Below are 20,425 nucleotides of genomic sequence, written 5' to 3' on the forward strand. Positions count from 1 at the left end.
GATCGGCCGGCCGGCCGCCCTCAGGCCCGGGGCACCAGCCGCTGCAGCGCCGTCACGTGCGCAGGCTCGAGCTCGTCGAGGGTGCGCACCCCGAGCAGCCGCATGGTGCGCTCGATCTGCCCGCGGAGGATCTCGATGGTGCGGTCCACGCCCTCGCGGCCGCCGGCCATCAGGCCGTAGAGGTAGGCCCGGCCGATGAGGGTGAAGTCGGCCCCGTTGGCCACCGCGGCGACGATGTCCTGGCCGGACATGATGCCGGTGTCGAGGTGCACCTCGAGGTCGGCACCCACCTCCCTGACCACGTGGGGCAGCAGGTGGAACGGCACCGGCGCCCGGTCGAGCTGGCGGCCACCGTGGTTGGACAGCACGATGGCGTCCACCCCGGCGTCGGCGAGCCGGCGCGCGTCCGCGACGCTCTGGACGCCCTTGACCGAGACCTTGCCGGGCCACTGCTCGCGGATCCAGGCCAGGTCCTCGAAGGTCACGGTCGGGTCGAACATCGTGTCCAGCAGCTCGGCGACCGTCCCGGACCACGAGTCGAGGCTGGCGAACGCGAGCGGCTCGGTGGTCAGGAAGTTGATCCACCAGGCCGGCCGCGGGATCGCGTTGACCACCGTGCGCGGGGTCAGGGTGGGCGGGATCGTCATGCCGTTGCGCACGTCGCGCAGGCGGGCGCCGGCCACGGGGACGTCGACGGTCACCAGCAGCGTGTCGTAGCCGGCCTTCGCGGCCCGCTCGACCAGCGCCATCGAGCGGTCGCGGTCCTTCCACATGTAGAGCTGGAACCAGTTGCGCCCGAGCGGGTTCGCGGCGGCGACGTCCTCGATCGAGGTCGTCCCCATCGTCGAGAGCGAGAACGGGATGCCCGCCTCGCCGGCGGCCGTCGCGCCCGCGATCTCGCCCTCGGCCTGCATCATCCGCGTGAAGCCGGTCGGGGCGATGCCGAACGGCAGCGCGACCCGCTGGCCCAGCACCTCGCGGGAGGTGTCGACCGTGGACACGTCGCGCAGGATCGACGGCGTGAACTCCACGTCGGCGAACGCCTGCCGGGCGCGGGCCAGCGAGACCTCGCCGTCCGCAGCCCCGTCGGTGTAGTCGAAGGCCGCCTTGGGCGTACGCCGCTTGGCGATCCGGCGCAGGTCGTCGATGGTCAGCGCCCCGGCGAGCCGCCGTTCCTTCGGGGAGAGCGTCGGCTTCTTGAACTTCAGCAGGGGTGCGAGGTCGTGACGCTTCGGCAGCTGGCGCTTCATCGGTGAACTCCATCATGGATCGGGGAATCGTGGCCAGGGGTCAGCCGGTCCTCGGCCCGCCCCCAGTCGAGGTCGGTGCGGGGCTCGAACCTCCGCACCTGGTGCGTACCCCGAACCAGCGCGCGCATGGCCGCGAGGTCGGGCAGGTCGACGCCCAGCGCGCGGGCCTGCACCAGCACGTTGCCGAGCGCCGACGCCTCCGCCGGCCCGGCGAGCACCGGCAGGCCGCACGCGTCGGCCGTGAGCTGGCAGAGCAGGTCGTTGCGCGAGCCGCCGCCCACGACGTGGACGACCTCGACCGCCACACCGGCCAGCGCCGCCGCCTCGCGGACGTGACGGCGGTAGGCCAGGGCTAGGCTGTCCAGGACGCAGCGCGCGAGCTGGGCCGGCGTCCGTGGCGCCGGCTCGCCGGCGGCCGCCGCGAGCACGGCCACCCGCGCGGGCATCGGGTCGCTGCGGGTGCCCGGCCGGAGCAGGGACGGGTCGTTGATGTCGACGACGGTGCGCAGCGGCTCGGCCTCGGCAGCGGTCCGCAGCAGCGTGGCCAGGTCGGCGCCGGGAACAGCGTCGTCGGCCCAGGCGCGCAGCGACTCCGAGAGCACCCACAGGCCCATCACGTTCTTGAGGAAGCGGACGGTCCCGTCGACGCCGCCCTCGTTGGTGAAGTCCGCGGCCCGGGCCGCATCGGTGAGGACCGGCTCGTCGAGCTCCAGGCCGACCAGCGACCAGGTCCCCGAGGAGACGTACGCCGAGGGCTCGGCGCCGGCCGGCACGGCCACCACCGCGGACGCGGTGTCGTGCGACCCGACCGCGATCACCGGCACGTCGCCGTCGAGCCCCAGCTCCGCGGCGATCTCCGGCAGCAGCGTGCCGACCCGGTCACCCGCGGAGCGCAGCGGCGGCAGGATCGCGCCCGGGACGCCGACCCGGTCGGCCAGGTCGGTCGCCCAGCTGCGGCCGCGGACGTCGTACAGGCCGGTCGTGGAGGCGTTGGTGCGCTCGGCCCCGACCTGTCCGGTGAGCCAGAAGCCCAGCAGGTCCGGCAGCAGCAGCATCGTGGCCGCATCGTCGAGGGCGCCGCTGCGCGCCGACGCGACCAGCTGGTAGATCGTGTTGAACGGGAGCTGCTGCACGCCGGTGCGGTCGTAGAGCTCGGCGGCGTCGATCGTCTCGAGGACCTGCGCGGCGACCCCGTCGGTGCGCGGGTCCCGGTAGGAGTAGGGGCTGCCGAGCAGCCGCCGCCGCGCGTCGAGGAGGCCGTGGTCGACGGCCCACGAGTCGATGCCGATGCCGTGCACCGGGCCCGCGTCGGCCGCGAGCCGGATGCCGGTGAGGATCTCGCGGTGCAGCCTGCGGACGTCCCAGCGCAGCGAGCCGCCGACCTCCACCGCCCCGTTGGGGAAGCGGTGCACCTCGGTGAGGTCGAGCAGGTCCGGGCCGACCTCGGCCGCCATCACCCTGCCGGAGGTGGCGCCGAGGTCGACCGCGACCACGCGGACGGGGGTGGGCACAGGCCGGGTCATCGCAGGAAGGCTGCGGCCACGCCTGCGTCGACGGGGATGTGCAGGCCGGTCGTGTGCGTCATGTCCGGTCCGCACAGCGCGAAGACGGCGTTGGCGATGTGGTCGGGCAGCACCTCGCGCTTGAGGATCGTGCGCTGGGCGTAGAACTTGCCGAGGTCCTTCTCCTCCACGCCGTAGACCGCGGCGCGGTTGGCGCCCCAGCCGCTGGCGAAGATCCCCGAGCCCTGGACGACGCCGTCGGGGTTGACGCCGTTGACCTTCACGCCGTGCTCGCCGAGCTCGGCGGCCAGCAGCCGGACCTGGTGGGCCTGGTCGGCCTTGGTGGCGGAGTAGGCGATGTTGTTCGGGCCCGCGAAGACGGAGTTCTTCGAGGAGATGTAGACGATGTCGCCGCCCAGCCCCTGGTCGATGAGCACCCGGGCGGCCGCCTTGGACACGAGGAAGGACCCCTTGGCCATCACGTCGTGCTGCAGGTCCCAGTCGGCCGCGGTGGTCTCGAGCAGCGACTTGGACAGCGAGAGGCCGGCGTTGTTCACGACCAGGTCGAGGCCGCCGAACGCGAGCACGGTCGCGTCGACCATCGCCTGCACGGCGTCCTCGTCGGACACGTCGGCGGCCACGCCGACGGCCACATCGGGGCCACCGATCTCGGCGGCCGCGGCCCGGGCCTTCTCCAGCGACAGGTCGGCGATGACGACGCAGGCACCCTCGGCCGCGAGCCGCTTCGCGGTTGCCCTGCCGATGCCTCCGGCGGCGCCGGTGACCAGCGCGATCCGGGTCGCCAGCGGCTTGGGCTGGGGCATCCGCTGGAGCTTGGCCTCCTCCAGCGCCCAGTACTCGATACGGAACTTCTCCGCCTCGTCGATGGGGGCGTACGTCGACAGCCCCTCGGCGCCGCGCATCACGTTGATGGCGTTGACGTAGAACTCGCCGGCCACCCGGGCGGTCTGCTTGTCCTTGCCCCAGCTGAACATGCCGACGCCCGGCACCAGCACGATCAGCGGGTCGGCCCCGCGGATCGCCGGCGACTCCGGCGTGGCGTGCCGGTCGTAGTAGGCCTGGTAGTCCTCGCGGTAGGAGACCGCCAGCTCCTTCAGGCGGGCGACCGAGTCCTCGACCGACGCGGTGGCGGGCAGGTCGAGCACCAACGGCTTGACCTTGGTGCGCAGGAAGTGGTCGGGGCAGGAGGTGCCCAGGGCGGCCAGCCGCGGGTGCTCCGCGCTCGCCAGGAAGTCGAGCACCACGTCGGAGTCGGTGAAGTGACCCACCATCGGCCGGTCGGTCGAGGCGATGCCCCGGATGGTGGCGGCCAGCGCCGCGGCCTTGGCCCGGCGCTCGGCCTCCGGCAACGCGGCGTACCCCTCCAGCGGTGGGCCGAACGGCTCCGGCCTGCTGTGCTCGGCGATGTACGCCGCGGCCGTGTCGATGATCCACAGCGAGCTCTTCTCGGCCTCGTCGCTGGTGTCGCCCCAGGCGGTGATGCCGTGGCCGCCGAGGATGCAGCCGACCGCCTGCGGGTTGGCCTCCTTGATCGCGGCGATGTCGAGGCCGAGCTGGAAGCCGGGACGACGCCACGGGACCCACACGACCCGGTCGCCGAAGATCTCCTTCGTCAGCGCCTCGCCGTCGACGGCGGTCGCGATTGCGATCCCTGCGTCGGGATGCAGGTGGTCGACGTGCGCGGCGTCCACGAGGCCGTGCATCGCGGTGTCGATCGAGGGGGCCGCTCCGCCCTTGCCGTGCAGGCAGTAGTCGAACGCCGCCACCATCTCGTCCTCGCGCTCCACGCCCGGGTAGACGTCGACCAGCGCGCGCATCCGGTCCAGCCGGAGCACGGCGAGCCCGGACTCGGTCAGGGTGCCGAGGTCGCCGCCGGAGCCCTTCACCCAGAGGAGCTCCACGTCCTCCCCGGTGACCGGGTCGGTCGCGGTGCCCTTGGCGGAGGTGTTGCCGCCGGCGTAGTTGGTGTTCCTCGGGTCGGCGCCCAGCCGGTTGGACCGGGCGATCAGCTCTGCCGCTGCGCTGTTGCCTGCCGCGTTCATGGTGGTCAGCTCCATCCTGCCTGCGTCCCGCCCACGCGGTCCGCCTCGATCTGTTCCTGGTAGCCGCTGTCGAGGTAGGCCCGCATCGGGTTCGCCGGCAGCCCCCTCTCCTCGCGCCACTGCGCGAGGTCGGCGCGGACGTCGGTGTAGAAGGCGTCCATGAAGACCTCGTTGGCCAGCAGCACGTCGCCGTCCTCCTGGGCCTCGCGCAGCGAGTCGGTGTCGACCAGCAGCGCCCGCGCGGTCATCTCCTGGACGTTGAGCACCGAGCGGATCTGGCCGGGGATCTTGCGCTCGATGTTGTGGCACTGGTCGAGCATGAACGCCACGTCGCTGCGCCCGTCGGGGTTGGCCGGCCCGTAGCCCCCGCCCCGCACGACCTCGACGAGGATGCGGAACAGCTGGAAGGGATCGGCCGCCCCGACGATCAGGTCGTCGTCGGCGTAGAACCGGCTGTTGAAGTCGAAGGAGCCGAGCTTCCCGAGCCGCAGCAGCTGGGCGACGATGAACTCGATGTTGGTCCCCGGCGCGTGGTGCCCGGTGTCGAGGCAGACGAACGCCTTGTCCCCGAGGGCGGCCACCTGCGCGTACGCCGTACCCCAGTCCGGCACGTCGGTGTGGTAGAACGCCGGCTCGAAGAACTTGTACTCCAGCACCAGCCGCTGCTCGTCGCCGAGCCGGTCGTAGATGGCGGCGAGCGACTCCGCGAGCCGGTCCTGGCGGCCGCGCATGTCGGCCTGGCCCGGGTAGTTGGAGCCCTCGGCCAGCCAGATCTTCAGGTCCCGGGAGCCGGTCGCGTGCATGACGTCGATGCACTCGAAGTGATGGTCGATCGCCTTCTGCCGGATCTTGGCGTCGGTGTGCGTGAGCGCGCCGAGCTTGTAGTCGTCGTCCTGGAAGGTGTTGGAGTTGATCGTCCCGAGGCCGATGCCGAGGTCCTCGGCGTGGCGGCGCAGCGCGGCGTAGTCGTCGACGAGATCCCACGGGATGTGCAGCGCCACCGACGGTGCGAGCCCGGTGAAGCGGTGCACGGCCGCGGCGTCGGCGACCTTCTCCTCCACCGTCCTCGGGGTGCCGGGCGAGCCGAACACCTTGAACCGGGTGCCGGAGTTCCCGTAGGCCCATGACGGGACCTCGATGGCCTGCCCCTCCAGCAGCGGGGCGATCTGGCTGAACGTCGTCATCTCACATCACTTCTCGGTGTTCACGTCTCGGTGTTCGGGGTGCCCGTGGCCCCCGGCAGCGGCACAGAGCTGGTCCTCGAGGTGGAAGACCTCCTCCAGCACCAGGAACCCCCGGTCGGGCGCGGCGCCGTCGAGGTCCTCGAAGAGGTCGGACATCTCGGCCTGCCAGCGGGTGTTGACCTCGGTGCGGGCCATGCCCGCGAGCGCCTCCTCCAGCGACGGGGTCTCGACGTAGCCGATCAGCAGCCCGTCGGGACGCAGGAAGAGGGAGTAGTTGTGCCAGCCGTGTTCGGCCAGCGCGTGGAGCATCTCGGGCCAGACCGCGGCGTGCCGGGAGCGGTACTCCTCGAGCCGGTCGGCCCTGACCTGGAGCTGGAAGCAGACGCGCTGCATGGACCCGGCCTCTCCGTGGGGTGGGTTGGGGGACCACCCGGCCGGCGGTCTCGGACCGCCGGCCGGGCGGACGACTCAGAAGTCGAAGTCGTCGATGTTGCTCTTGTCGAAGACGAACGGGTCGCCGAGCAGGACGGTGCCGCCCTCCTCGACCGTGAAGGACCCGAGGTCGCCGGCGTCGAAGGTGTCGCCCGCCTTGCCCTCGATGTCGCCGCTGGCGAGCGCGTCGGCGGCGTACGCCGCCAGGTAGCCGAGGTCCTCGGGGTTCCACAGCGCGAACGACGTGACGGTGCCGTCCTTGACGTACTCCCGCATCTGGTTGGGCGTGCCGAGACCGGTCAGCGCGACCTTGCCCTTGTAGTCGGAGTCCGACAGGTAGCGGGCAGCCGCCGCGATGCCGACCGTGGTGGGCGAGACGATGCCCTTCAGGTTCGGGTGGGACTGCAGCAGCGCCGCGGTCTTGTCGAACGACGTCTGGTCGTCGTCGTCGCCGTAGACCACGTCGACGAGCTTGACGTCGGGGTGGTCGGCGGCGAGGTCCTTCTTCATGAGCTCGATCCAGGCGTTCTGGTTGGTCGCGTTGGCCGCGGCCGAGAGGATCGCGATCTCGCCGGAGTCGCCGATCTGCTCGGTGATCTGGTCGACCTGGGTCTTGGCGATGCCCTCGGCGGTCGCCTGGTTGATGAACAGGTCGCGGCACTCGGGGTCGGTGTCGGAGTCGAAGGTGACCACCTTGGTGCCGGCGTCACGTGCCTCGTCGAGCGCGTCGCAGATCGCCTTCGGGTCGTTGGCCGAGACCACGAGCGCGTTGACGCCCTGCTGCGCGGCGGTGTTGATGAACGGCACCTGGGCGTCCGGGGTCGCGGTGTCGGGGCCGACCTCGTCGTAGCTCCCGCCGAACTCCTTGACGGCCTTCTCGCCGCCGGAGTCGCTGGTGTCGAAGTAGGGGTTGCCGAGGTTCTTGGGCAGGAAGGTCACGGTGGTGTCGCCACCGCCGCCGCCCTCAGAGCCGTTGCTGTCCCCACCGCAAGCGGTCAGGCCCAGGCTGGCGGCCAGCGCGACCGCGGCGAACGCGGTGAGCCGTCGATTCTGGAACTTCATTGATCTACCTTTCCGTGGTGCTTTCCGTGGCAGCGACCGCTTGCCGGCGCTTCCCGGGGCCGGAGGACCGGCCCCGTCTTGCCCTGCCTGAGGACAGGGCCGAGACCCAGGCGAGGAGGCTGGTGGAGATCACCGAGAGCACGAGCAGCACCCCGATGACGATGTTGATGACGTTGACGGTGATGCTCTCCAGGCGCATCGCCGAGGACAGGACGCCGATGAGGACCACGCCGGCCAGGACGCCGTGCAGGGCGCCGCGGCCGCCGAAGATCGAGACCCCACCCAGCAGCACGGCCGCGATGACCTGCAGCTCCATGCCGGTGGCGTTGTCGCCGCGGGCGCTGCCGAAGCGCAGCGTGTAGTAGACGCCCGCGAACGCCGACACGGCGCCGGAGAGCACGAAGAGGACCAGCTTGGTGCGCTCGACGTTGACGCCGGCGAAGTGCGCCGCCTCGGAGTTGAGCCCGATCTCGAAGATCCCGCGGCCGAACGGCGAGAAGTGCAGCAGCAGCGCGAAGATCACGGCCAGCGCGGCGATCGGGACCAGGATCAGCGGGTAGCTGGACTCGCCGATGTGCTGCTTGGCCAGGTCGGTCCACTTCTCGGGGAAGTCGGTGACCGCGGTGGTGCCGAGCAGGCCGACGGCGATGCCGCGGTAGAGCGCGAGCGTGCCGATCGTGACCGCGAGCGACGGCAGTCCGACGTACGCCACGAGGAAGCCGTTGAACGCGCCGCACACGGCACCGACGAGGACCGCGACGGCCGCCGCCACCGGGATCGAGAGCCCCGCGTCGTGGTGGAGCTGACCGACCAGGACGCTGCTGAGCCCGACCACGCTGGCGACCGACAGGTCGATCTCGCCGGTGATGATCACCAGCGTCATCGGCAGCGCGATCAGCAGGATCGGCGCGATGTCGAGGAACAGGTAGTACGCCGTGAGCGGGCCGCTGAAGTTGGCCACGTTGCCGTTGGCGTAGACGACCACGGCGACCAGCAGGGCGATCACGGCGGTCTCGCGGGTGAGCAGCAGCCGGCGCCACAGGGGGTGGGCGTAGGAGGCGTAGCTGCGGGTGGCGCGGCCCTCCGGCCGGCTCAGGGTGGCGGTGCTCATGCCGGTGCTCCCTCGTTCCGGGCGTCGGTCCTGGTCTCGTCGCGGGCGGCCACGAGCCGGCGTTCCTGACGGGCCGCGAAGACCCGGTCGAGCACGACCGCGGCGATGATCAGGGCGCCGACCACGGCGCGCTGCCAGAAGTCGGAGATCCCGACGACGGGCAGGGCCCGGTTGATCGTGACCAGCAGGAAGGCGCCGATGGCGGCGCCCCAGACGGTGCCGCTGCCGCCGAAGATCGCGACGCCGCCGATCACGGCTGCCCCGACGGCCTGGAGCTCCATGCCGTAGCCGGCGTTGGAGCTCACCGTGCCGTAGCGGGCGGTGTAGAACACCCCGGCCAGGCCGGCGAGGGCGCCGCACAGCACGAACGCGGCGAGCACCCGGCGCTGCACCGGCAGGCCGTAGAGGCGGGCCGCGTCGGGGTCGGACCCGATCGCGTAGAGCTCGCGGCCGCCGCGGTGCGCGTAGAGGTAGTAGCCCACGACTCCGAGCACCACCAGGGCGATGATCGTGAGGACCGGGATCGACAGGATAGAGGCGGTGCCGAGCTTCAGGAAGCTGCGCGGCATGTCCGAGGCGTTGATCCGGTCGCTGCCGGCCCAGCTCAGGAAGATGCCGCGGTAGATGTAGAGCGTGCCCAGCGTGATGACCAGGGCCGGCACCTTCCCGAACGCCACCAGCACGCCGTTGACCAGCCCCAGCAGGGCGCCCATCAGCAGGCCGAGCACGAACACCGCGACGATCGGGATGCCCGGGTGGTCGACGAAGAGCCGGCCGGTGAAGTACGCCGTGAGGCCGAGCGTCGACCCGACCGAGAGGTCCACGTTGCGGGTGATGATGACGACGGTCTGCCCGACCGCGAGCAGCAGCAGGAGCGCCGGCGTCAGCAGCAGGTCGCGCCAGCTGTCGCCGTCGAGCAGGAAGCCGTGGCTCTTCATGGTCGTGAGCAGGATCAGGGCCAGCAGCACGCCCGCGACCGAGATCTCGCGGGAGCGGAGCACGACCCCGACCGCGCGTCGGGTCGGGGAGACGGCGCTGGGCTCGACGAGCAGCGTGTCGCTCATGCCGTCACCTCCGCCGGCTCGGCCGTGGCGGGCGCTGGGTGGGAGACGGACGCGGTGGCGGCATGCATGACGGCCTCGGGGGTTGCCTCGGTTCGGTCGAGCTCGGCGGTGATCCGCCCCTCGCAGACGACCAGCACGCGGTCGGCCATCCCGAGGATCTCGGGCAGCTCGGAGGAGATCATCAGGATCGCCAGCCCCTGGCCGGCGAGGTCGGACAGCAGGCGGTGGACCTCGGCCTTGGTGCCGACGTCGATGCCACGGGTCGGCTCGTCGATGATCAGCAGCCGCGGCTGGGTGGCCAGCCACTTGGCGAGGACGACCTTCTGCTGGTTGCCACCGCTCATCGTGGTGGCCTTCATGTCCAGGGCCGCGGTCTTGACCTCGAGCCGGGCCGCCCAGGGCCCGGTCGCGCGGTTCTCGTCGCGGGTGGTGAGCAGACCGGCGTGCGTGAGCCCGCGGCGGATGACGCCGGCGATGTTGCGGGCCACCGAGCCCTCGGTCACCAGGCCCTGCTTGCGGCGGTCCTCGGGCACGAAGGCCATGCCCGCCCGGATCGCGGCGCGGGGCCGGTGCCGGTGCACGTCGCGGCCGGCCACCCGCACCGAGCCGGCGTCGTACCGGTCGACGCCGAAGACCGCGCGGGCGATCTCGCTGCGCCCGGCGCCGACGAGACCGGCGAGCCCGACGATCTCGCCGGCCCGCACCGAGAACGAGACGTCGTGGAAGGTGCCGGTGGAGCTGAGGCCGTCGACCTCGAGGACGACGTCGCCGATCTCGGCCGGCGTCTTGGGGAAGAGCTCGGCGACCTCACGGCCGACCATGCGGGCGACGATCAGCTCGACGGAGGTGTCGGCGATCGCGTCGGTGGAGACGTAGTCGCCGTCGCGCATCACGGTGACGGTGTCGCAGAGGTCGAAGACCTCGTCGAAGCGGTGGGAGATGAACACCAGGGCCCGGCCCTCGTCGCGCAGGCTTCGGGCGACAGCGAACAGCCGGTCGACCTCGACGCCGCTCAGCGCTGCGGTCGGCTCGTCCATGATCAGCACACTGGCGTCCAGCGAGATGGCCTTGGCGATCTCGATGATCTGCTGGTCGGCGATGGACAGGCCCTGCGCCGGGCGGCGCGGGTCGATGGCCACGCCGAGCCGGGCGAAGAGCGACTGCGCCTCGGCGTACATCGCGGCGCGGTCGATCCGCCGGCCGCTGCCCAGCGGCTGGCGGCCCATGAAGATGTTCTCGGTCACCGAGAGGTCCGGGAACAGCGTGGGCTCCTGGTAGATGACCGCCACGCCGGCCGCCTTGGACTCGGCGGTCGACCCGAAGTCGACGTCCGCGCCGTGCAGCCGGAACACCCCGGCGTCGCGGCGGTGGACGCCCGCCACGATCTTGACCAGCGTGGACTTGCCGGCGCCGTTCTCCCCCACCAGGGCGTGGATCGAGCCGGGGCTCACCACGAGGCTGCCGGACCTCAGGGCCACGACGGAACCGAAGGACTTGGCGACGTCGCGCAGCTCGAGCGCCGCGCCTCCGCTTGCCGGTCCTGCCATCAGGAGCTCCTTTTGAAAGGTTTCAATCGAGTGGCTCGACGGTAGGTGACCACGGTCACAACCGTCAAGAGGTCTCTGCCAACTTCTCGTCAACAGAGCGCGTTTCACGCCCGAGCCGGGGACCTGGCCGTTGACGCCGACCGGTTTGGACGTTTCAATTCATCACCGAGAGGGGGTGGGGAGATGGTCGAGATCCGCGGCCCGCGCAGCGCGTCGGTCAAGGACGTCGCCGCGCACGCCGGTGTCTCCCTCGGGACGGTCTCCAACGTCCTCAACCGCCCCGACCGGGTGAGCCCCGCGACCCGGGAGCGGGTCGAGCGCGCGATGAGCGAGCTCGGCTTCGTGCGCAACGAGTCGGCCCGCCAGCTGCGGGCGGGGCACAGCCGGATCCTCGCGTACGTGATGCTCGACGCCGGCAACCCGTTCTTCACCGACGTCGCGCAGGGCATCGAGCTCGCCGCGGAGGCGGCGGACCTGTCGATGTTCATCTGCACCAGCAACCACGACGCCGCCCGCGAGCGGACCCACCTCGACCTGCTGGAGCAGCAGCGGGTCCAGGGGGTGCTCATCACACCCGTCGACCCCGACGACAGCTCCCTCGACGAGCTCGCGCGGCGCGGGACGCCCTTGGTCATCGTCGACCGCACCCGGCGCGGCGAGGCCTTCTGCTCGGTCGCCGTGGACGACGTCCTCGGCGGGCGGATGGCCGTCGAGCACCTCGTCGACCGCGGCCACACCCGGGTGGCCTTCGTCGGTGGTCCGCTCTCGATCGGCCAGGTCGCGGACCGCTACGAGGGCGCCCGCCGGGCGTGGGCCGAGGCGGGCCTGCCGGAGGAGGACCTCGTCCTCCTGTCCTGCCACGCACTGACCGTCGCCGAGGGACGCTCGGCGGGCGAACGGCTCGCGGGAATCCCCAGCCGTCGCCGTCCCACGGCCGCGTTCTGCGCCAACGACCTGATCGCGCTGGGCCTGCTCCAGCAGTCGATCTCGGGCGGCCGGAAGGTGCCCGAGGACCTCGCGATCGTGGGCTACGACGACATCGAGTTCGCCGCGGCAGCCGCCGTCCCCCTCACCTCGGTGCGCCAGCCGCGCCAGGAGCTCGGCCGGACGGCCGCCGAGCTGGTGATGGACGAGGCCACCAACCCGCGGCACGCCCACCAGCAGGTGACGTTCACCCCCGAGCTGGTGGCGCGCGCGTCCACGCTCGGCTGACGGCCGCGAGCCGACCCGCCCTTGTAACGCGGTGTCCACGTCCCTGGTGCGGTGCTGCGACACCGCACCAGACGCGTGGACACCGCGTTACATGCGCCTGGTCAGGCACCCCCGCGCGCCGGTCGCTGTCGCGACCACGTCGTCAGGACCGTCTTGGCCCCGGCGCGCGTCGGTGTCGCGGCGTGGAGGAATCGGGGGTCCGCGGTCTGGTCCGCCAGCAGGTTGCGCCAGACGACAAGGCGCCCGGCGACCGGCTCGACGAGCCTCCCGAGGCGGGGGAAGTACGTCTCGCCGCCGGCCTCCGGCGCCTCCACGCAGGCGAGGAACGTCAGGACGCGCTCGCCGGCGGGGTCGTCGCGGAACGCACCGCCGTCGGTGTGCAGGCCGAAGCGCCCGCCCGGTGCGTAGCGCACCGCCTGCCAGTGCTCGAGGTAGGCCGTGGGTGGGCCGAAGTCGGCCTCGATCCTGGCCTCCAGCTCGCCGATCTCGGCGTTCAGCGCGTCGCCGAACCACTTCTGGGTCGTGGACCGGCTCGTCCGCTCCTCGGACTGGAACGTGACCAGGTTGCCGTGGCCGTCCGCCCGCACGACCGCGCTGTCGCGCCAGAGGACGTAGTCGAGCTCGGCCACGATGCGCACGCACGCCGACGCGTCGAGGTAGCCGTCGACGACCAGCACGTCGTCTGTGGGGATCACGCGGTCGATGGCTGCACCAGCCTCGTCATGATGTGCCGCTCGTAGTCGCCCATGGAGCGCACGCGGCCACGCCACTGGTCCAGCACCGGGTCCCCCGTGAACAGCCCGTGCAGCCGACCGAGGGTGCTGCGGTGCAGGTCTCCCCACTCGGGGTGGTCGTCCCAGTGCGGGGTCCGCGAGGCACGGTCGTACGCGTGCCAGCCCACCACCCGGTGCGGGTGGAAGAGGTCCCAGCCGTGCGTGAACGCCCGCGCGCCGTACGCGACCTCGTCGCCGAAGAAGTAGATCTCGGGGTCGTGCGGCACCTCCGCCACGATCGCGCCGGGAGCGAGCGCGAAGTGCAGCGAGAGGTACTCGGCCGGGATCGGCGCCTCGAGCCGCTCCCAGCCCGAGAGCGGGAAGCTCGTCAGCCTGGTCAGCACGCCGCCCTGGCGACCGTACGGATAGATCTTGTACGGCGACCGGGCGACCTGGCGGGGGCTCCCGGGGCGGTACGCCGGCAGGTACGCCGTGAGCACCGGCGCCTCGCAGTGGCTGCGCAGCTGCTCGAGCATCGTGACGGCGATCCGGTCCCACCCCGGGACGAACCGCAGGTGCGAGTCGATGAGCAGTGCGTACTCCTCGCCGTCGTAGCGAGCCTGGAGGCACCGGCGCGCCCAGTTCGGGCCGCGGCTGTCGTCGGCGGCGACGTGCAGGACCTCCACGGCGCCGGCCCGCGCCGGCGGGACCCGGACCGCAGGGTCGTCGGCGGCGCGCTGGCTGAGCACGGCGACCCGCAGCCGCTCCGGCCGGGACGCCTTCGCAAACAGGTCCTCCAGCGTCGGGTCGAGCTCACGGTCCCGGTACTCGGGGACCTGCACGAAGATCCGCCCGTCCGACGACGCCGGCGGGGAGGGCCCGACGTGCGACCGGTCCCTAGCGTTCGAGACGGCCACGGAGCTCGGCTATCTCCCCGGTTGCCTGGGCCAGGCGACGGGAGAGGTTCAGCACCTCGGCCATGACGTCGTCGAGGGTCGCCTCGCTGGCCTGCAGGCTCGTCGGCCCGGGCGGGGGCGGGGGCGGGGATGGCGTCCCGCCCGGCGGCAGGCCGCCGTCCGGCGACAGGTCGACCGTGGCGGCGCGGACGACGTCGATGAAGTCCTGCGGGTTCGTGCGCAGGTCGATGACGGGCCCGAACCGGGCGATGGTGCGCTCGATGATCTCGTCGTCGGACGGCATGGACGTCTCCTCACTGCCGGCGAGGTCGCCGGCACTCTGCCGCAACGCGTCGACGGCGTCGTACTCCCTGATGCGCGCGAGCGCCGCGCGGACGGGCGCCCGCTGTGTCACCGGAGCCGCGGCCCGGATGGCCAGCTTGCGCACGGACGGGTCGGCGTCGTCGAGCATGATCGGCACCAGCTGCTCGGCCTCCGAGGTGGAGACCCCGACGGCGGCCGCGGCCGCGGCCACGCGCACGACGCCGTGGGGCGAACGTGCTGCCATCTCGAGGGTCCGCAGCCGGTCGTCGCTCTCGAGCAGACCGGCGAGCGAGGCAGCCTTGGCTGCGATGTCCACGCGCTCGCCGGCGATGAGCTCCGGCAGGTACGCGCTCGCCTCGGAACCGATGAGGCGCACGATCCGCTCGTAGTCGACCTCGTCGGGCTCGAGCGCTGCGATGAGTTCTTCGCGGGTCACCACGGCAGGCTCCTAGAGGTTGTGGGTGAGTCGCTCGTGCCGCAGGCGGTTGGCCTCGGTGGCGACGATGTCGGCCGGCGGGTTCTGCACGTTCCACGTGCCGCGGCCCGTCATCAGCCGGTCGAGGAGCGCCGGCGGCGCTGCGGGGTCGGGCGGAGGCGGGTCGTCCACGTGCGGCAGCCCGAGCACGTGGCCCATCTCGTGGGCGAGGGTCCAGGGCGAGGCGATCTGCGCGATCACCGCTCCCGGCTGGCCTGCGGGGAACGTCGCGCAGCCGTTGTACGACGTCGGTGTCGTGGCCTGCACGAAGTAGGCGACCACGTCGCTGGGCCCGGCGAAGTTCCGGTTCCCGAACAGCTGGACCTGCTCTGCGGTGGTCATCCCCGAGCAGGTGCCGACGTCGACGGCGTTGAGCGTCGGCAGGTTGAGGTTCTCAGAGCTCACGACCTGCACGGAGATTCCCTGCATGCCGTAGACCTGCCGCATCGACGCGATCATCGTCGCCAGTGGCGTGGACGTGGGCGCGGTGAGCGTCTTGACGTGCAGGCGCAGCAGCTGCGGGCTGAAGCCGACGTCGTTGTCGGCCGTGTTGAGCAGCCAGCCGCCGCCGAACCGGGTGCCGTTGGGCGCCAGCATCAGCCCCCGCATGGCCCCGCCGCCGTACTGCAGGATGCCGATGCCCCAGGGACTGGTCACGACGATCTCGTCGCGCCCGTCGCCGTCGACGTCAGCCACGACGTCGACCCAGTTGTCGGCGGTGTTCAGCAGCCAGCCGTCGAAGCGGGAGCCGTTCGGCGCCAGCCAGGGGTTCTGCCAGGAGCCGTTCGTCACCTCGAGGACCCCCATGCCCCACGGGCTCACCACGAGCAGCTCGGGACGCCCGTCGCCGTCGAGGTCGCCGACCGGTGCGAACCGGTTGTCGAGCGTGTTGAGCAGCCAACCCCCGATCCGGGTTCCGTTGGCCACCATCGCCCGCGACGTCAGCGCACCCCCGACGAGGGTGAGGATGCCCATGCCCCACGGACTGGTCACGAGGAGGTCCTCGCGGCCGTCCCCGAGGTAGTCGGCCGCGGGCCAGAAGAAGTTGTCGTCCGGGTTGAGGAGCCAGTCACCGATTCGTGACCCGGTGGCCGCCTGCGCCACGGTGGTGAACGAACCGCTGCTCAGCTTCAGCAGCGCGACACCTCCCGGCCCGACCACCAGGAACTCGTCCCGTCCGTCGCCGTCGAAGTCGCCCACGGGACCGAACCTGTCGACCGAGGTGTCGAGCACCCAGCCTCCGAGGTTGGTGCCGTTGGGCTGCAGCCCGAGGCACGCGAACGTGTTGCCCTTCTGCTCCAGCACCCCGATGCCCCACGGACTGATCGCCAGCCACTCGTCGCGCCCGTCGCCGTCGAAGTCGCCGACCGGGCCGAGCCGGTTGTCGGCGGTGTTGAGCAGCCAGCCGTCGAAGCGCGTGCCGTTCGGTTGCAGCGCCGGGCACCAGAACGTGTCCCCGCTGCGCTCGAGGATGCCGATGCCCCAAGGACTCGAGACCAGGATCTCGGCGCGGCCGTCGCCGTCGAAGTCACCCGTCTCGCGGAGCAGGTTGTCGCCGGAGTTCAGCAGCCACTCGCCGAACCGGGTGCCGTTGGGCTTGAGCACGGGGCTCGTCAGGGACCCGCCACCGTAGGCGAGCAGGCCGATGCCCCAGGGACTGGAGATCGGGACGGACGCTCGTCGCGTCCCGTCGAAGTCGAACCGTTGCGCGACCATCGGGGCCTCCGCCCGTTCGTCGATGGTGGGAGAGCTGGATCGACGACCGAGGAGTGTCGCGCCCCCGCCGCCGAGCATGTGAGTCGAGTGGACGCTCTCTCGACGCTCCTCCCGCCGCCCGGTGCTGTCAATCGCCACATTGAGGCATTCCCTCGAGGGGGCACGGCGTCCCCCGCCGGCACCCCCACGCGCGACAGGCTCAGGCGGGCGCCTGCCAGACGACCTCGAGCTCCTCGCGGGTGCCGAAGCGCTCGAGGTGCGCCTTGACCACCTCCGCGAACCGGTCGGGGTCGCCGCCCTCGGGGACGGACGCCTCGACGCGGAGAGTGCCGGGCTCGCTGCGGAGCACCACCACCTGGCCGCTGTCGAAGCGGATGACGGTCGCGCCGTCCTCCTCGCCCGCGCTGCCCTTGCGGGCCCAGTGCCCGGCGAGCTGCTTGGCGTAGCGCTCGGGTCGGTCGGTGGTCATCGTGCCGTGTCTCGTCTGCATGGAGTCCTTCATGGCTCGGTGGGGTCGTTGGTCAGGCCAGCTCGGCGAACGAGTCCTCGACCCAGTCGGCGATGAACGCGTTGATGTGCGGCATGTGGTCGAGGCCGACGTGCTCGGTGGCGCCCTCCTCGGGCGTGAAGACGCGCAGCTCCCGCTTGGGCGAGGCGACGGCCTGGTCGTAGGACCGGTGCGCGTACTCCACGGGGATCTGGCGGTCGTGGGCACCGTGGGCGATCAGGAAGGGGCAGGTGATCTGCTCGACCACGCCGTCGAGGTGGACGCCGTCGGCGTACGCGACGAACTTGTCGACGTCCTCGAAGCCCCAGACCCACAGGACGTGCTCCCAGTAGTGCGGGACCGGGTTCTCGCCCTCGCGCTGCAGCCGCCTCCGCTGCACCTCGCCCCAGTTGTGGTTGGCCCCCCAGACGGCGACGAGCTTCAGCCGCTTCTCGAAGGCGGCCGCCCGGGGCGCGTAGTAGCCGCCCAGCGACCACGCGGCCAGGCCGATCCGGTCGGGGTCGACGTCGCTGCGCGTCTCGAGGTGGTCGACGCAGGCCGCCGCCCAGCCCTCGGTCTCGATGCGGGCCTTGAGGTCCTGGAAGCGCAGCGCCTCCCCGGATCCGGGGCAGTCGACCATGAGCACCGAGATCCCGCGCTCGCGCATCTCCTGCGGCCAGCCGGACGTGTACATGTGCTCCTTGGTGGAGTCCAGGCCGTTCCACATGATCACGCAGGGCACCGGCTCGCCGTCGCGGCTGGCGTTCGAGAAGTACGCCGGCAGCGTCGTGCCCTCGAAGGGGACCTCGACCCGGCTGGTCGCCGGGTCGGCGAGCTCGAAGACCTTAGTGAACGCGTCCAGCGCCTGCTGGTAGAAGTCCCGCCGGACGGGGTCCGAGCTGCTCATCATGCGCTCGGCCTGGCAGACGTACAGGCCGGACCGGTACCACTGCTGGCCCGCCGTGCGCAGGTGACCGGCGGCCTCCGAGGCGCGCGCCTGGTCGGCCAGCTGGTCGGCGACCGCCTTCCACGACTGCATGAACAGCCGGCTCCCCGAGTCGACGTCCGGCGCCTCGCGCGCCGGACGGCAGGCACGGTCGACCTCGTCGATCGCGCCGCCGTTGTTGAGCGTGGCGCACACGCCCAGGTTCCAGACGTACTTGGGGCCCGTGAAGTACTCGAACATGACCGCCACTGAACCGGTCGACGCGGCGCCGGGGAAGCCGGAAGTGCTGATGCGAGGTATCACCAGCACCCGCCTTCCCTCGCGGTCCGATCTCGCCTTGGCTGGCCGCATGAGCGAGCGATCCTTCCCCGGCGACTTCCTGTGGGGCGTGGCCGGCTCCGGCCACCAGACCGAGGGCGACAACGTCGACAGCGACACGTGGTTCGCCGAGCAGGTCACCCCCACCGTGTTCAAGGAGCGGTCGCACCGGGCGTGCAACAGCTGGGAGCTGTGGCGCGAGGACATCGATCTCGCGGCCGGGCTGGGCCTGAACGCCTACCGGTTCTCGGTCGAGTGGGCCCGCGTCGAGCCGGTCGAGGGAACGGTCTCGGAGGAGGCCCTCGACCACTACGAGGCGATCGTCGACGAGTGCCTGGCCCGAGGTCTCGCGCCGGTCGTGACCTTCAACCACTTCACCTCGCCGCACTGGTTCGCGATGCGCGGTGGGTGGCTCGACGCCGAGGCGCCGTCGCTGTTCGCGCGCTACTGCGACCTGCTGATGTCCCGCTTCGGCGACCGGATCGCCGTCGCGGTCACCATGAACGAGCCCAACCTGGCCCGGCTGCTCACCTGGCTGCAGCTGCCCGACTTCGTGCGCGACCTCGAGCGCGCCACGCTGGTCGCGGCGAGCGAGGCGACCGGGGTGCCGCGCTACCGGCTCTCGAACGTGATGCTGCCCGAGGAGATGGACGCCATCGCCGACGGCATGACCGCCGGCCACCTCGCCGCCCGGGCCGCCATCAAGGCCCGGCGGCCCGACCTTCCGGTCGGCCTGTCGATCGCGATCGTCGACGACGTCGTGGTCGGCGACGACCCATCGGTCCGCGACCGCAAGCGGGCCGAGGTCTACCAGCGCTGGCTGGAGCTGGCGCGCGGCGACGACTTCGTGGGCGTGCAGAACTACGAGCGGGTGCCGTACGACGGCCACGGGGCCGTCCCGCCGCCCGCCGGCGTACCGCTCAACCAGATGGGCACCGCGATCGAGCCTCTCTCCCTGGCCGGGGCGGTCCGCCATGCCCACGAGGTCGCGGGCGTGCCGGTGCTGGTCACCGAGCACGGCATGGCGTCGGGCGACGACGGGCTGCGCGCCGCGTTCATCCCGCCGGCACTGGACGGGCTGCGCGACGTGATGGACGAGGGCGTCCCGGTCCTCGGCTACTGCCACTGGACGCTGCTGGACAACTTCGAGTGGATCTTCGGCTACGACTTCCACTACGGGCTGCACGCGGTGGACCGCGAGACGTTCGCGCGGACGCCGAAGCCGAGTGCGGGCGTGTACGCCGCGTACGTGCGGGCGAACGCCGGTCACCCGGCTCCCGCGTCGACCTGAGACGGGTCGGCGATGATGGCGCCATGCGGTTGCTGCGCGGTGCCCTCGTCGACAGCGAGCCTGCGCTCGAGCTCGCCCTGGCCCGCGCCCTGGTGGTCGAGGCCGGCAGCGGACGGGTCGAGGAGACGTTGCGCGTCTACCGGCCTGCCGCGCCCGTGGTCGTCTTCGGTCGCCGCGACACCCGGCTGCCGGGGTTCGGTGCGGCGGTGGACGCCGCCCGGGCCGCCGGCTTCGAGCCGGTGGTGCGCGCGACCGGCGGACGGGCGGTGGCCTACACCTCGAACGCCCTGGTGATCGACCACGTCCGGCACGAGCCGGGCTCGACCGGGGGCCAGGACGACCGGTTCCGGCAGTTCGGCGAACGGTTCGTTGACCTGTTCCGCGGGCTCGGCGTCGACGCCCGGCTGGGCGCCGTGCCGGGCGAGTACTGCCCCGGCGCGCACAGCGTGAACGCCCGGGGCGTGGAGAAGCTGGTCGGCACCGCACAGCGGATGGTGCCCCGGGCGTGGCTCTTCAGCTCGCTGGTCGTGGTCGGCGACGAGGAGCGGCTGCGCCCGCTGCTCGCGGAGGTCTACGGGTGCCTGGGCCAGGACTTCGACGAGACCTCGGTGGGCTCGGTGTCCCGCGAGGTCCCCGGTGTCGACGTCGACGCGCTCGAGGTGTCCGTCGTCGACGCCTGGGCGGCTGGGCGTCCGGTCGATCCCCGACCGGTGCCCGAGGAGCTGGTGCACGCCGCCGTCGACCTGGTCGAGCAGTACCGCGTCGCGCCCTGACCCGTCTCCCCTCATCGAGCCATGGCGGGCCAGGACGGTCGGCGCGCAGCATGGCCGGA

At 71.9% G+C, this 20,425-nt stretch carries 18 protein-coding genes; 3 read left to right on the forward strand and 15 right to left on the reverse strand.

Annotated features, from left to right (window positions below; genetic code table 11):
- Nucleotides 1-20: 20 nt before the first annotated feature.
- From ACFO9I_RS13930 to ACFO9I_RS13970, 9 genes are all read right to left on the reverse strand, one after another.
- Nucleotides 21-1,250, reverse strand: a complete 1,230-nt coding sequence (locus tag ACFO9I_RS13930; RefSeq protein ID WP_379181815.1) for an alpha-hydroxy acid oxidase — start codon at nucleotides 1,248-1,250, stop codon at nucleotides 21-23.
- Nucleotides 1,247-2,773 (reverse strand): rhamnulokinase, encoded by a 1,527-nt coding sequence (locus ACFO9I_RS13935; RefSeq protein ID WP_379181817.1) that lies wholly within the window; start codon nucleotides 2,771-2,773, stop codon nucleotides 1,247-1,249. The genes ACFO9I_RS13930 and ACFO9I_RS13935 overlap by 4 nt, the downstream gene beginning before the upstream one ends.
- A complete protein-coding gene (locus ACFO9I_RS13940) occupies nucleotides 2,770-4,830 on the reverse strand; it encodes a bifunctional aldolase/short-chain dehydrogenase (protein WP_379181819.1) in 2,061 nt (686 codons plus the stop codon). The genes ACFO9I_RS13935 and ACFO9I_RS13940 overlap by 4 nt, the downstream gene beginning before the upstream one ends.
- Entirely contained in the window at nucleotides 4,821-5,999 is a 1,179-nt protein-coding gene (gene rhaI / locus ACFO9I_RS13945) for an L-rhamnose isomerase (RefSeq protein WP_379181821.1), read from the reverse strand. The genes ACFO9I_RS13940 and rhaI overlap by 10 nt, the downstream gene beginning before the upstream one ends.
- 6 nt (nucleotides 6,000-6,005) lie before the next feature.
- Entirely contained in the window at nucleotides 6,006-6,392 is a 387-nt protein-coding gene (locus tag ACFO9I_RS13950) for an L-rhamnose mutarotase (RefSeq protein ID WP_379181823.1), read from the reverse strand.
- A 75-nt stretch (nucleotides 6,393-6,467) separates the two neighbouring features.
- Complete coding sequence (gene rhaS / locus ACFO9I_RS13955) at nucleotides 6,468-7,493, reverse strand: rhamnose ABC transporter substrate-binding protein (RefSeq protein ID WP_379181825.1); 1,026 nt, start codon at nucleotides 7,491-7,493, stop codon at nucleotides 6,468-6,470.
- A 4-nt stretch (nucleotides 7,494-7,497) separates the two neighbouring features.
- Entirely contained in the window at nucleotides 7,498-8,604 is a 1,107-nt protein-coding gene (locus tag ACFO9I_RS13960) for an ABC transporter permease (protein ID WP_379181827.1), read from the reverse strand.
- Nucleotides 8,601-9,668, reverse strand: coding sequence for an ABC transporter permease (locus ACFO9I_RS13965; RefSeq protein WP_379181829.1), 1,068 nt, complete (start codon nucleotides 9,666-9,668; stop codon nucleotides 8,601-8,603). The genes ACFO9I_RS13960 and ACFO9I_RS13965 overlap by 4 nt, the downstream gene beginning before the upstream one ends.
- On the reverse strand, nucleotides 9,665-11,215 hold the full coding sequence (locus tag ACFO9I_RS13970) for a sugar ABC transporter ATP-binding protein (RefSeq protein ID WP_379181831.1): 1,551 nt from the start codon (nucleotides 11,213-11,215) through the stop codon (nucleotides 9,665-9,667). Before ACFO9I_RS13970 ends, ACFO9I_RS13965 begins: the two co-directional genes overlap by 4 nt.
- 183 nt (nucleotides 11,216-11,398) lie before the next feature.
- On the opposite strand from ACFO9I_RS13970, the gene ACFO9I_RS13975 reads away from it, so the two are divergent.
- A complete protein-coding gene (locus tag ACFO9I_RS13975) occupies nucleotides 11,399-12,427 on the forward strand; it encodes a LacI family DNA-binding transcriptional regulator (protein ID WP_379181833.1) in 1,029 nt (342 codons plus the stop codon).
- A 101-nt stretch (nucleotides 12,428-12,528) separates the two neighbouring features.
- Here ACFO9I_RS13975 and ACFO9I_RS13980 read toward each other — a convergent pair whose 3' ends face one another.
- The 6 genes from ACFO9I_RS13980 to ACFO9I_RS14005 form a co-directional block, all read right to left on the reverse strand.
- Nucleotides 12,529-13,122 (reverse strand): prolyl hydroxylase family protein, encoded by a 594-nt coding sequence (locus tag ACFO9I_RS13980; protein WP_379181835.1) that lies wholly within the window; start codon nucleotides 13,120-13,122, stop codon nucleotides 12,529-12,531.
- Nucleotides 13,119-13,982, reverse strand: coding sequence for a GlcNAc-transferase family protein (locus ACFO9I_RS13985; RefSeq protein ID WP_379181837.1), 864 nt, complete (start codon nucleotides 13,980-13,982; stop codon nucleotides 13,119-13,121). Before ACFO9I_RS13985 ends, ACFO9I_RS13980 begins: the two co-directional genes overlap by 4 nt.
- A 55-nt stretch (nucleotides 13,983-14,037) precedes the next feature.
- Nucleotides 14,038-14,796: a hypothetical protein gene (locus ACFO9I_RS13990; RefSeq protein WP_379181839.1), complete on the reverse strand. Its 759-nt coding sequence runs from the start codon at nucleotides 14,794-14,796 to the stop codon at nucleotides 14,038-14,040.
- Nucleotides 14,797-14,808: 12 nt separating this feature from the next.
- A complete protein-coding gene (locus tag ACFO9I_RS13995; RefSeq protein ID WP_379181841.1) occupies nucleotides 14,809-16,551 on the reverse strand; it encodes an FG-GAP-like repeat-containing protein in 1,743 nt (580 codons plus the stop codon).
- Between the two features lie 199 nt (nucleotides 16,552-16,750).
- Nucleotides 16,751-17,020 (reverse strand): DUF2218 domain-containing protein, encoded by a 270-nt coding sequence (locus ACFO9I_RS14000; protein WP_379181843.1) that lies wholly within the window; start codon nucleotides 17,018-17,020, stop codon nucleotides 16,751-16,753.
- A 52-nt stretch (nucleotides 17,021-17,072) separates the two neighbouring features.
- The gene (locus tag ACFO9I_RS14005; RefSeq protein WP_379181844.1) at nucleotides 17,073-18,224 is read right to left on the reverse strand and encodes an alpha/beta hydrolase family protein; all 1,152 of its coding nucleotides are present in this window, start codon (nucleotides 18,222-18,224) and stop codon (nucleotides 17,073-17,075) included.
- A 109-nt stretch (nucleotides 18,225-18,333) separates the two neighbouring features.
- On the opposite strand from ACFO9I_RS14005, the gene ACFO9I_RS14010 reads away from it, so the two are divergent.
- Nucleotides 18,334-19,593: a glycoside hydrolase family 1 protein gene (locus tag ACFO9I_RS14010; protein WP_379181846.1), complete on the forward strand. Its 1,260-nt coding sequence runs from the start codon at nucleotides 18,334-18,336 to the stop codon at nucleotides 19,591-19,593.
- 23 nt (nucleotides 19,594-19,616) lie between these two features.
- On the forward strand, nucleotides 19,617-20,366 hold the full coding sequence (locus tag ACFO9I_RS14015; RefSeq protein WP_379181848.1) for a lipoate--protein ligase family protein: 750 nt from the start codon (nucleotides 19,617-19,619) through the stop codon (nucleotides 20,364-20,366).
- Nucleotides 20,367-20,425: the final 59 nt, after the last annotated feature.

This window comes from Nocardioides sp. GCM10023255 (genome assembly GCF_042653125.1).
Taxonomy (GTDB): domain Bacteria; phylum Actinomycetota; class Actinomycetes; order Propionibacteriales; family Nocardioidaceae; genus Nocardioides.